This window comes from Nocardioides sp. LHD-245 (assembly GCF_030929495.1).
Taxonomy (GTDB): Bacteria; Actinomycetota; Actinomycetes; order Propionibacteriales; family Nocardioidaceae; genus Nocardioides.
In genome coordinates this window covers 1-12,020 of record NZ_JAVFWN010000016.1, presented here as the reverse complement: position 1 = coordinate 12,020, position 12,020 = coordinate 1, and the positions used below count along the sequence as shown (strand labels likewise).

At 72.6% G+C, this 12,020-nt stretch carries 11 protein-coding genes; 10 read left to right on the top strand and 1 reads right to left on the bottom strand.

Annotation, left to right across the window (positions count from 1 at the left end; genetic code table 11):
• Positions 1 to 29: 29 nt before the first annotated feature.
• The gene (gene fabG, locus RB608_RS21915; RefSeq protein ID WP_308090192.1) at positions 30 to 800 is read left to right on the top strand and encodes a 3-oxoacyl-ACP reductase FabG; all 771 of its coding nucleotides are present in this window, start codon (positions 30 to 32) and stop codon (positions 798 to 800) included.
• A gap of 37 nt (positions 801 to 837) precedes the next feature.
• Here the strand turns inward: fabG and RB608_RS21910 are convergent, their stop codons facing one another.
• The gene (locus tag RB608_RS21910; RefSeq protein WP_308090191.1) at positions 838 to 1,572 is read right to left on the bottom strand and encodes an FCD domain-containing protein; all 735 of its coding nucleotides are present in this window, start codon (positions 1,570 to 1,572) and stop codon (positions 838 to 840) included.
• Between the two features lie 214 nt (positions 1,573 to 1,786).
• On the opposite strand from RB608_RS21910, the gene RB608_RS21905 reads away from it, so the two are divergent.
• The 9 genes from RB608_RS21905 (at position 1,787) to RB608_RS21865 (ending at position 11,660) form a co-directional block, all read left to right on the top strand.
• Complete coding sequence (locus RB608_RS21905) at positions 1,787 to 2,518, top strand: SDR family oxidoreductase (protein WP_308090190.1); 732 nt, start codon at positions 1,787 to 1,789, stop codon at positions 2,516 to 2,518.
• Positions 2,512 to 3,792 carry a DUF1116 domain-containing protein gene (locus tag RB608_RS21900; RefSeq protein WP_308090189.1) on the top strand — a complete coding sequence of 427 codons (1,281 nt, stop codon included), beginning with the start codon at positions 2,512 to 2,514 and terminating at the stop codon, positions 3,790 to 3,792. Before RB608_RS21905 ends, RB608_RS21900 begins: the two co-directional genes overlap by 7 nt.
• A 3-nt stretch (positions 3,793 to 3,795) precedes the next feature.
• Positions 3,796 to 4,575, top strand: coding sequence for an SDR family oxidoreductase (locus RB608_RS21895; protein WP_308090188.1), 780 nt, complete (start codon positions 3,796 to 3,798; stop codon positions 4,573 to 4,575).
• Positions 4,572 to 5,666, top strand: coding sequence for a hypothetical protein (locus RB608_RS21890; RefSeq protein ID WP_308090187.1), 1,095 nt, complete (start codon positions 4,572 to 4,574; stop codon positions 5,664 to 5,666). Before RB608_RS21895 ends, RB608_RS21890 begins: the two co-directional genes overlap by 4 nt.
• On the top strand, positions 5,663 to 6,928 hold the full coding sequence (locus tag RB608_RS21885) for a glutamine synthetase family protein (protein ID WP_308090186.1): 1,266 nt from the start codon (positions 5,663 to 5,665) through the stop codon (positions 6,926 to 6,928). The genes RB608_RS21890 and RB608_RS21885 overlap by 4 nt, the downstream gene beginning before the upstream one ends.
• On the top strand, positions 6,925 to 8,307 hold the full coding sequence (locus tag RB608_RS21880) for a glutamine synthetase family protein (RefSeq protein WP_308090185.1): 1,383 nt from the start codon (positions 6,925 to 6,927) through the stop codon (positions 8,305 to 8,307). The genes RB608_RS21885 and RB608_RS21880 overlap by 4 nt, the downstream gene beginning before the upstream one ends.
• Positions 8,308 to 8,379: 72 nt before the next feature.
• Entirely contained in the window at positions 8,380 to 9,321 is a 942-nt protein-coding gene (locus tag RB608_RS21875) for an alpha/beta hydrolase (protein ID WP_308090184.1), read from the top strand.
• On the top strand, positions 9,321 to 10,055 hold the full coding sequence (locus RB608_RS21870; protein ID WP_308090183.1) for an SDR family oxidoreductase: 735 nt from the start codon (positions 9,321 to 9,323) through the stop codon (positions 10,053 to 10,055). Before RB608_RS21875 ends, RB608_RS21870 begins: the two co-directional genes overlap by 1 nt.
• Positions 10,056 to 10,181: 126 nt before the next feature.
• Positions 10,182 to 11,660: an NAD(P)/FAD-dependent oxidoreductase gene (locus RB608_RS21865; protein ID WP_308090182.1), complete on the top strand. Its 1,479-nt coding sequence runs from the start codon at positions 10,182 to 10,184 to the stop codon at positions 11,658 to 11,660.
• The last annotated feature ends 360 nt before the right edge of the window (positions 11,661 to 12,020 follow it).

Genomic DNA, 12,020 nt, shown 5'->3' with positions numbered 1-12,020 from the left:
GTACCGCAACCGAACCGGAGGAGCAGATGGTGGTGGAGTCGTGGCAGGACGTGCGCGTCCTGGTGACGGGCGGCAGCCAGGGCATCGGCATGGGCATCGCGCGCGCCTTCGCGGTGGCCGGGGCGCGGGTCGTGGTGACCGGCCGGAGCGCGGATCGGCTCGCGGCCGCGCGCGAGCGCCTCGCCGGTGAAGGGGTCGCGGTCGACGTCCTGGTCGCCGACGTCGCGAGCCGCGCGGGCTGCCACCGGATGGTGGCCGCGTCGGCCGAGCTGCTCGGCGGGCTCGAGGTGCTCTGCGCCAACGCCGGCGTGTACCCGGAGCAGCGGATCGAGGACCTGACCGAGGAGTCGGTGGACGAGGTGCTCGGCACCAACCTCAAGGGCACGATCTTCGCGGTCCAGGCCGCGGCGCCGCTGCTGGCCCGTTCGGGCCGCGGCCGGGTCGTCGTGACGACCTCCATCACCGGGCCGACGACGGGCTATCCCGGGCTGTCCGTCTACGCCGCGAGCAAGGCGGCCCAGCTCGGTTTCGTCCGTACGGCGGCGCTGGAGCTCGCGGCGCACGGGATCACCGTGAACGCGGTCAGTCCCGGTGCCGTCCGCACCGAGGGTCTGGCCGGGCTCGGCCCGGACGCGATCGACGCGATGACCCGGGTGATCCCCACCGGGCGACTCGGCGAGCCGGACGACATCGGCGCCGCCGCGCTCTATCTCGCCGGCCGGGGCGCCTCGTTCGTCACCGGGCAGGAGATCGTCGTCGACGGGGGACAGGTCCTCCCGGAGCACCCCGACGCCATCTGAGCCGGTGCCGAGGCCGGCGCCCGGGCCGAGGCCGGGTTCAGCGCTTGAGCCAGGCCTCGAGCGTGTGCCGGGTGTCGTCGATGTGGGCGGCCATGGTGGTCGCGGCCAGGTCGCCGTCTCCGTCGGCGATCGCGTCGAGGATGTCCTCGTGGCGGTCGTTGGCGTTCTCCTCCAGCCGCCCGAAGATCGCGCCCACCGGTGCCCACATCCGGCGCCGGGCGTCGGCCACCGAGTCGTAGAGCGCGGGGTTGCGGGCCACCCGGGCGATGCCCATGTGGAAGGCGGTGTCGAGGGTCTGGAACTCGATGACCTTGTGTGGGGTCTGGTCCTCCAGAGAGGCCGTGAGCGCGGCGTCCATCTGGGTGAGCAGCGACCGGAGGTCGGCCAGCTCCTTGGCGCGGCGTCGCTCGGCGGCCAGCCGTGAGGCGGCACCCTCGACGATCACGCGGAAGTCGAAGGCATCGCGGACGGCTGCCTTGTTGGCCTTCATCATCCGTCGCGTCTCCGCGGCGTCGTAGGTCGGCGCCTGCACGATGAACCCACCGCCCCGGCCGCGCCGGACGACGATCAGCCCCTCGCGCTCGAGGACGGCGACCGCGGCGCGGACGACCGTGCGGGAGACGTCGAGCATCTCGGCGAGGTCGCGCTCCGAGGGCAGCCGGTCGCCGGGGCGGAACTGGCCGCTCTCCATCGAGCGGCGCATCTGGTCGAGGACCAGTTCGTGCGCGGCGATCTGCCGTACGGGGGTCAGGCCGAGGGTGACCGGGTCCATGGCTGCCGTCTCCTTCCTGGAGCCCGCGATGACAGCACTCCGAGACCGCACAGGTTAGCGGACCGGGTCCCACCCAAAGTCCGATTGTCTGAGCCAATCGATCCGGGGGGCGACGACCGCGCCTGCCAAATAAAAGACCTAAAGACTTGACCTTTAGATCGAATGGCCCACAAACTGGACCCATCATGTTCACCCGTCGGGAAGGGACCCGTTCGTGAGTCGCAAAGTCATCGTCACCGGCGGCGCCGGAGTCATCGGCCAGGCCATCTGCCGTCGTCTCGTCGAGGGCGGCTTCGAGCCGGTCGCGGCCGATCTGAAGGACGCTGTCGAGGCCCTGGACCTCGCCGCTCCGGCACTGGCCGGTGTGACCTCGGTGGTGATGGACGTGACCGACCGGGGGAGCGTCGAGCAGGCCGTCGCCGGCGCCGTCGCCCCGGGGGAGACGCTGCGCGGTGTCGTCAACTGCGCGGGGATCCTGCGCGACTCGTTCCTCGGCGAGCTCGACGAGGCCAAGCTGGACCTGATGTTCCAGGTGAACATCGCGGGCATGGCCCGGGTCACCGACGTGTGCGCACCGCTGCTCGCCGAGGGCGGCGCCATCGTCAACGTGGGCAGCCTCACCGGCCACTTCGGCCGCTTCCGCGGCGCGTCGGTGTACGGCGCCACCAAGGCCGGCATCGCGGCGTACACCCGCTACACGGCCGAGGAGCTCGCCGAGCGCGGCATCCGCGTCAACAACGTCGCCCCGGGCGTGATCCGGGCGCCGATGAGCCCGTCGATGGCCCGCGTCTCCGGTGGCGAGGAGCTCTCCGCGTCGTACGCGATGCTCAAGCGGATCGGTGAGCCGCACGAGGTCGCCGAGGCGGTGGAGTTCCTGCTCTCCGACCGGGCGTCCTTCATCACCGCGCAGACGCTGCTCGTCGACGGCGGGGTCGTCGCGTGGTGACCGTGGGTGGTCTGGCCGCCGGCACCGACGTCGACGTCGACGCCGCCAACGCCGAGGCGTTCGCCCGGCTCACCGCGGCCGATCCGTGGGTCGTCGACGTCCGCCCGGCCCGCGAGGTGATCCCCGGCTACACCGACGACCTCGTGCTCACCTCCGGGGCGCCCATGCCGTGGTCGGAGTACGTCGGCGGCCAGCGCGAGGCGCTGATCGGCGGTGCCCTCTTCGAGGGGCTGGCCGGCACCCGCGAGGAGGCGATCGCCGGCTTCGAGAACGGCACGATCCGGGTCGGCGCCTGCCACGACTACGGCGCGGTCGGCTCGCTGGCGGGCATCTACACCGCCTCGATGCCGGTCTTCGTGGTCGAGAACCGCACTCACGGCAATATCGGCTTCTGCAACTTCTACGAGGGCAAGGAGCCGCGCCGCCTCAACTACGGCTGCTACGACGAGGGCGTCCACGAGCGGCTGCTCCACGTCAACGAGGTGCTGGCGCCCGTCGTCGGTGAGGCGATCCGGCGCGAGGGCGGCATCGCCCTCAAGCCGCTCATCGCCCGCGCGCTGCGGATGGGCGACGAGGTGCACAGCCGCAACGCGGCCGCCTCCGTGCTGTTCAACCGCGAGATCCTGCCCGCCGTCCTCGACATGATCCAGGAGGGGGTGCCGCACGTCCGGGAGACGATGCTGCACCTCGCCGAGAACGACTACTTCTTCCTGCGCCTGTCGATGGCCGCGTCCAAGGCCAGCGCCGACGCGATGAAGGACGTCGCGGGCTCGACGCTGGTCTCGGCCATGGCCTTCAGCTGCCGCGGCTTCGCGATCAAGGTCGCCGGTCTCGGCGACCAGTGGTTCGAGGGCCCGCCGCCGATCCACCAGGGCAAGCTCTTCGCCGGGCACACCGAGGACGAGATCACCTGGATGGGCGGGGAGTCCCCTATCACCGAGACCGTCGGCCTCGGCGGCTTCGCGCAGGCCTGCGCGCTGTCGCTCCAGGACTACCAGGGCGGCTCGCCCGAGGTGATGATCGAGCGCAACAAGGAGATGTACGAGATCACCCACGGGGAGAACCCCGACTACCGGATCCCGCTCTTCTCCTTCCGCGGGACCCCGACGGCCGTCGATGTCCGCAAGGTCCTCGCGACCGGCATCCTGCCCGTGATGGACGTCGGCCTCGCCGGTCGGGACGGCGGCCAGATCGGCGCCGGCGTGATCCGCGCTCCGCGGGACTGCTTCGAGGCGGCCCAGGCGGCGCACACCGACCGCTATGACCGAGACTGAGTCATGCACGAGGCCATGCACGAGGGCGCACGCGGGACCAGCCTGACCTACGCCGGCGAGGTCGCGGTCGTGACCGGCGCGGCGGGCGGGATCGGCGCGGCCACGTCGACCCTGCTGCTCGACGCCGGGCTCACGGTGCTGTGCCTGGACCGGGTCGTCCCCGCGGACGACGGCGGGTACGACGGCCGGCGCCGCTGCGCCGCGGTCGACGTGACCGACACGGACGGCCTGGGCACCACGCTCGACCGGCTGCGTGGCGGCCTCCCGCTCTCGTACGTCGTCAACTGCGCCGGGGTCCTGGACCAGACCGGGTTCGCCGGAGCCGGCTCCGAGAGCTGGCTGCGCACCCTCGACGTCAACCTGGTGGGGGCCTACCGCGTGCTCGACGCCGCCGGGCCGCGGTTCGCGGCCGCGGGCGGCGCGGTGGTCAACGTGGGCTCGATCGAGGCGCACCGGGTGATCGCGCTGAGCAACCCCGACCCGAACCCCGCCTACGCGGCGTCCAAGGCGGGCCTGGCGATGCTCACCCGGACGGCTGGTCGGGCGCTCGCGGCCCGCGGGGTGCGGGTCAACACCGTGTCGCCCGGCTTCGTCGCGACCGCGATGGCCGCGGCCCACGGCGCCACGGCGCAGCTGCCGCCCGCGCTGGCGCCGCGGGTGCCGCTCGGCCGGTTCGCCCGCGCCGACGAGGTCGCCACGGCGATCGCCTTCCTGCTGGCCGACCAGGCGTCGTACGTGACGGGGGCGGACCTGCGCATCGACGGAGGGTTCGAGCTGACATGAGCGCCGACACGACGGGGTTCGTGCCCCTTCCCCTGGTCGCCGGCCCCGGACCGGTGGCCGACGAGTCCTCGCTCGGCCGGGTCACCCGGACCGGCTCCTGGAGCGAGCTCGGCGAGGGCACCTTCGCCGCGGCCGGCCGGGCCCTGTCCGCCGGGCGGCCGGAGGACGCGGCGCGACTGGTCGAGGTGTCCCTCCTGGAGGCCGACGAGCTGCGCGACGTCTACGGCAGCTGGCCGGGCACGACGGCGGCCTGGGTGCGGGCCCGCGGCGTCGACCCGGCCCTGCTCGAGCGCGAGGAGGTCCGGCTGCGCGAGCTCCTCGGCCAGGGCCCCCAGGCCGGCATCGCCGAGCGCTGGGGTGAGTACGTCGAGCGCGCCGAGCACGCCGCGACGCTGTGCCGCAGCGGCCCGGCGGCGGCCGCCGGTGCCGCGGTCGAGGAGGCCCGGGCCTGCTGGCAGGACATCCACGACGACGCCGTCGACCTGGTCTCCGGGATGGTCGACGTGGCCGTCCGGTTGGTCGGCGAGCAGGCGCTCGGCGACCTGTGGGACCACCTCATGGCCGACTGGTACGACGTCCACGAGCGCCGCTACGCCCTGGCGAGCCAACCCTGGACGAAGTCGGCGCGCCAGCTCGCCGTCGCGGTCTTCGACGGCTTCCACGCCCATCTGACCGGCCCCGACCGCAGCGGCGCGGTCGAGGTGATCGAGGAGGCCGACCGGATCGGCTTCCGCTTCGCGCCGTGCGGCTCCGGCGGTCGCTCGCTGGCCGCGGGCATCACCGGAGGCAGCCCGCGGGCGGCGGCACCGTACGACTTCGCCGTGACGACGCAGCCCCACGACTGGGCCTGGAACACGGTGGGCATCTGCTCCTACTGCGTCCACTGCTGCCAGCTCAACGAGGTGATGCCGATCGACCGGCTCGGCTACCCGACCCGGGTCATCGACGCGCCGACCTGGCCGGCCACCGAGGAGAACCCGTCCTGCACGTGGTGGATCTACCGTGATCCCTCGCTGGTGCCGGACGCTGTCTACGAACGGGTCGGCCGCAGTCCCCGGCGCCGCCCGAGCGCGGGAGGAGGGGCGCGATGAGCGTCGCGCTGACCCAGCTGGAGGTGCCCGACTACGACCTCGGGCTCCGCGGCAAGTTGGTGCGCACCGAGAAGCTGGACGGCGACGGGCTCGCGTTCTGCACGATCGTCCACGGCCTCTCGGTGACCGACGAGGTCACCGACACCCCGACCAGCAATGCCGCCAACGGCTACCCCGACGCCCGGGTCCGCGTCGATGCCGACACGGTCGTCGAGCTGCCCTGGCGCACCGGCGCCGTGACCGCCGCCATCGGCGACCTGGTCGACGCGGACGGCGTACCGATCCCCGCGTCGGCGCGCGGCCTCCTCGGCCGGCTGGTCGGCCGGTACGCCGGGCTCGGCCTCGAGCCGGTGCTCGGCTTCGAGTACGAGCTCTGGATCGAGGACGCCGACACCCGCACTCCGCTCGGCCGCACCGAGAACGCCTACAGCCTGACCCGGCTGCGCGAGACGGAGGCGGTCGCGGCCGACTTCGTCGACCGGATGGAGCAGGTCGGGGCGCCCGTCGAGGCGTTCCATGCCGAGCTCGGCCCGGGCTTCTTCGAGTTCGCGCTCAAGCCGCAGCCCGCGCTGCGGGCCGCCGACGGCGCCGCCCGGGCCCGCCAGTACTTCCGCGACCTGTGCGCGGAGCGCGGCCTGCGGGCCACGTTCATGGCCAAGCCGTACGGCGACCGCTCGGGCGCCGGTGGGCACGTCCACTCGAGCCTGGCTCGCGACGGCCGCAACGTCTTCGCCGAGCGCCCGGGCGAGCTCTCGCCGCTCGCGCAGGGCTACCTGGCCGGGATGCTGGCGACGATGGGCGACCTCACCGCGCTCGTCCTCCCGTTCGTGAACTCCTACAAGCGGCTGGACAAGGAGATGTTCGTCGCCGAGTCGGCGACCTGGGGCCTGGACGACCGGAGTGCCGCGCTGCGGGTCCTGGTCGACTCGGTCCCGGGCGCACGCGTCGAGCACCGTCGTCCGGGCGCGGACGCGAGTCCCTACCTGGTCGCGGCGGCGCTCCTCGGCGGTGGCCTGGTCGGGATCGACGAGGGACTGACCCTGCCGCCGCCCGGCCCGCGCACCGACGCCGAGCCGCTGCCCGCCGACCTCCGCTCCGCAGCCGACCGGCTCGAGGCGTCGTACCACGCGAAGGCCGTGCTCGGCGAGGACTTCGTGACGGGCTATGCCGCGACCCGCCGCAACGAGGCCGAGCGCTACGAGCGCTGGCTGCGCACCACCATCACCGACTGGGAACTTCGACGCTACGGAGAGCACCTGTGAACCATCCCGCTGGCCCGATCGTGGACCTCGACACCTTCGAGGACCTCGCCCGTCGCGGCGAGGTCGACACCGTCATCTGCGCCGCCCCCGACCCGTACGGACGGCTGGTCGGCAAGCGGCTGACGATCGACGCCTTCCGGACCCTGTGCCTGCAGGGGCAGGGCGTCAACGCGAGCAGCTTCGTCTTCGCCGTCGACCTGGAGATGAACCCGCTGGACCTGCCCGTCTCCAACGCCGACAACGGCTGGGTCGACATCCGGCTGGTGCCGGACCTGGCGACCCTGCGGCGGGTGCCGTGGGAGCCGCACGCGCTCATGGTCATCTGCGACGCCTACCAGGGCGACGCCGACGTCCTGCTCCCGGTGGCGCCGCGCACGATCCTCAAGCACCAGCTCGCCCGCGCCCGGGAGCACGGCCTGGCCTTCCAGTTCGCCTCCGAGCTGGAGTTCTTCGTCGCCGCGGTCTCGCCGGCCGAGGCCTGGCGGGCCGAGTACCGCGACCTGCGGATGCTCTCGGACTACCGCTCGGACTACCAGGTGGTCCAGGGTGGGCGGGACGAGTGGTTCGTGCACCAGATCCGCACGGACATGCCGAAGTTCGGGGTGCCCGTCGAGTCCTCCAAGCCCGAATGGGGCCTGGGCCAGCAGGAGATCACCCTCGACTACTGCGAGGCGCTGGAGATGGCCGACCGGCACGTGCTCTTCAAGCACGGCATCAAGGAGCTGGCCCACCGCGCGGACCTCACCGTCACCTTCATGGCCAAGCCGAAGATCGACGAGGTCGGCTCCTCGTGCCACCTCCACGTCAGCATGTGGGACGCCGAGGACGGCTCGCCGCTGTGCTGGTCGGACGAGACCGGCGCGATGTCACCGCGGTTCGGCTCCTTCGTGGCCGGACAGCTGGCGCACGCGGTGGAGCTCGGCCTGCTGTTCGCGCCGACCGTCAACTCCTACAAGCGCTACCTGCCCGACCAGTTCGCGGGCACCGCGATCGCGGTCGGCCACGACAACCGCTCGTGCGCCTTCCGGCTGGTGGGACGTGGCCCGTCGTACCGGGTGGAGAACCGGATCCCAGGCGCGGACGTCAACCCCTACTACGCCTTCAGCGCCACCATCGCCGCCGGACTGGCCGGCATCGAGGCCGGCGACCCGACGCCGCCGGTGTTCGCCGGCAACGCGTGGGGGAACCGGTCGGTCGAGGTGATGACCTCGTCGCTGCACGACTCGGTCGAGCGCTTCTCGCACTCCAAGCTGGCCCGGGCCGCCTTCGGCGACGAGGTCTTCGAGCACCTCCACGCGTCGGCTGCGGCCGAGCTCGCGTCCTTCGAGTCCGGAGCCGTCACCGACTGGGAGGTCAAGCGCTACTACGAGCGCGTCTGACCCGCGCCCGTCCGAACCGACCGCACGACACAACCCGCACGCCACGCCACGACACCGACGATCGGAGCCGTCATGCCCCAGCCGCTGCACCCCCTCGCCCAGAAGCTCATCGACGACGCCCACGCCTCGCCGCGTCCGAACGCGCATCTCCTGCCGGTGGCCGAGGCCCGGGCCAACTTCGACGGGGACCTCGGTGGCCTCGCCAAGCCGCCGGTCGCCCGGGTGGTCGACGTCGTCGTCCCGACCCGGGACGGCGCGGAGCTGCCCGCCCGGCTGTTCGTGCCCGAGGGGACGGGCGACCTGCCGCTGACCGTCTACTTCCACGGCGGCGGGTGGCTGCTGGGCAGCATCGACTCCCACGAGACGACCACCCGCCTCCTGGCCCTCGCCTCCGGCGGTGCGGTCCTCAGCGTGGGCTATCGGCGCGGCCCGGAGTCCCGCTTCCCGACCGCCGCCGAGGATGCCTACGACGCCGTCGTCTGGGCCGCCGAGCCCGGCCGCCTGCCCGGCGTCGACGCCTCCCGGATCGCCGTCGCGGGCGACAGCGCCGGCGGCAACCTCGCCGCGGCGACCGCCCTCGCGCTGCGCGATTCCGGCGCCGTCGCGCTGCGCCACCAGCTGCTCGTCTACCCGGTCACGACCTGCGACTTGAGCATCGGCTTCGATCCCGACTACGAGGGCGTCATGCTCTACCGCGACGAGCTCCAGTGGCACCAGGACAACTATCTGGCCTCGCCCGCCGACGCGAGCGACCCGCGGGTCGCCGTACTCGACGCGGACCTCGCCGGCCTCCCCGAGGCGACGGTGGTCCTGGCCGAGTGCGACCCGATCCGCCCGCAGGGCGCGCTGTTCGCGAAGGCGCTGGCCGACGCGGGCGTCCCGGTCGAGGTGTGCGAGACGCCCGGCATGATCCACGGCTTCTTCGGCCTCGAGGAGCTGTTCCCGACCGCGGTCGACTCGATGCGGTTCGCCGGCGAGCGGCTCGCGGCGGCGTTCACGCGGGACGGATCCTGATGGCTGCCGCCGGCCGCACCGCGCTCGTCACCGGGGCGGGCGGCGGGATCGGGGCGGCGATCGTGCGCCGGCTGGTCGCCGACGGCATGCGGGTGCGCGCGACCGATGTCCGCCCGGCCGACAGCGTGGAGCTTCCGCCCGGTGCCGAGTACGTCGCCTTCGACCTGCTGTCCGGCGACCCGCAGGACCTGCTCGTGGGCTGGGGCGGCCTCGACCATCTCGTCAACGCGGCCGGGGTCGCCCTCTTCGACGGCGACGGCTCGTTCCTGGAGACCGCCGAGGAGGTCTGGGAGACGACGATGGGGGTCAACCTCCACGCCCTGCGCCGGCTCACCGCCGCGGCGGTGCCCCTCCTGCGCAACGGCCGCGGGCGCAGCATCGTGCACGTGGCCAGCACCGCCGGTCTGCGCGGCATGGACTCGCCGCTGGACGCCTACCAGGTGAGCAAGGCCGCGGTGGTCGCGCTCTCGCGCTCACTGGCGCTCCAGCTGGGCCCCGAGGGGATCCGCTGCAACACGGTGTGCCCGGGTGCGGTGCTCACGCCGATGATCGACTACCTGTACGAGCGCTCGCCCGAGCGCCGGCTCGACATGGAGAGCCGGACCCCCCTGCGCCGGCTGGGGCTGCCGGACGACATCGCCGGCGCGGTGGCCTTCCTGCTCTCCGACGACGCCGCGTTCGTGACGGCGACCGACCTGGTCGTGGACGGCGGCTGGACGGCGCAGATCAAGTAGCGCCGGCCATCCGGCCGGGTGACGGGCATCGCGCCCGCGATGCGCGGCCTACCTTGACACTCTCGCAAAAGACCTAAACAATAGACCAATAAGCCTTTGATGGGGCTCGTGATGGAGGAGACAGCGGTGAACTCAGCAGCACCCGGGCACCGGGCACCGGGACACCGGGTCGCGATCATCGGCGCCGGCTTCAGCGGCATCGCCGCCGCTGTCGCGCTGAGCCGGCGCGGCATCGACTACGTCGTCTTCGAGTCGGCCGAGGGCATCGGCGGCACCTGGTGGAAGAACCGGTACCCCGGCGCCGAGGTCGACCTGGAGTCGCACGTCTACTCGTTCTCCTTCGAGCGCAGCGACTGGACCCGCACCCATGCCGGCTGGCAGGAGCTCCAGCGCTATCTGGAGCACACCGCCGAGAAGTGGGGCGTGACGCCACGCGTCCGGCTGAACACGAAGGTCGAGGAGGTCCGCTGGGACGATTCCTCCGCCACCCACACCCTGCGCACCGCCGACGGTGTCGAGCACGGCCCGTTCGTCGCGGTGATCAGCGCCGTGGGCTTCCTCAACATCCCCGCCGTGCCGCCGTTCGCGCGCGGCGAGACCGCCTTCGAGGGCGACCTCTGCCACACCTCGACCTGGCCCGAGGGGCTGAGCATGGAGGGCCGGTCCGTCGCGGTGGTCGGCACCGGCAGCTCCGCGGTCCAGATCATCCAGGAGGCCGCGCGGGCCGCCCGCGAGGTCAAGATCTTCCAGCTCGAGCCGAACTGGCTGCTGCCCAAGGACGCGCGGGAGTTCACCCCGCGCGAGCGCCGGCTCAACCGGCTCGCCCCGGTCTACGCCTGGCGCCGGCTGCGCCTCTATCTCGACTACGACCTGCGCCAGTTCCGTTCCGGACACGCCCGCGTCGGCGGCCGCGCGAACACCCGCCGCAAGCAGGCCTCCCTGGAGTTCCTGCGCTCCTCGCTGGCCGGTCGCCCCGAGCTCATCGAGCACGCCACGCCGAACTTCCCGTTCGAGGCCCGGCGTACCGTCATCAGCGACACCTACTATCCGGCGCTACTCGACCCGAAGGTCACGCTGGTCCCGCACGGCGTCAAGGAGCTGACCCGCACCGGCGTCGTCGACGCCAACGGCGACGAGCACGACCTCGACCTGGTCGTCCTGGCGACCGGCTTCGACGCGGCCAACTACCTCGGCAACTTCCGCGTGTACGGCGAGGGCGGCCGATCGCTGCACGACCACTGGCGGGGCGAACCCGAGGCCTTCCTCGGCTTGATGGTCCCGGGGTTCCCGAACTTCTTCATGATGTACGGCCCCAACACCAACTCGATCCCGCTCGTCCACTTCTACGAGGCGCAGGCGAGGTTCGCGGCGAGCCTCATCGCCCGGCTCGACGGCGGCGGTCGGCGGCGGATCCGGCTGCGCGAGGACGCTATGCGCCGGTTCAACACCTGGCTCCAGCGTCGGCTGCGGCGCACCGTGTGGGCGGCGACGGACAACTACTTCCAGGCCGGCAGCGGCAAGATCGTCTCGCAGTGGCCGGAGGGACCGACCGCGTACATCCTGGCCACCCGGCTGCTGCGGCGGTGGGCGGTCCGGGTCGACTGAGCCGCGCGCAGCTGCTGCTCGATACGAGGCCCCGGCCGGCGCCCCGGTCTCGCTGCTCTGGTCCAGGCGCTGGTCGACAGCCCGATCCCGAGCCCCGGCGATATATGGACGCCCCGATGGGGGTCCTCCGACCGCTGACCGGTCATGGCGGTGGCTGTGGCGGGTATGAGGTCCGCGTCCTGCGGCGTGACAATCCACAGGGCCCGCGCGTCGCTTGCGTGTTCGAACAGATGTTCGATAGGATGAGCGCATGACACCTCCCGGAGCGCTCGACACAGCCACCGCTGTGGTCGCGCATGCCCAGGAGCTGGCCCAGACCCCATGGGACGACCTGACCGGTGCCGAGGCGATCGAGATCGC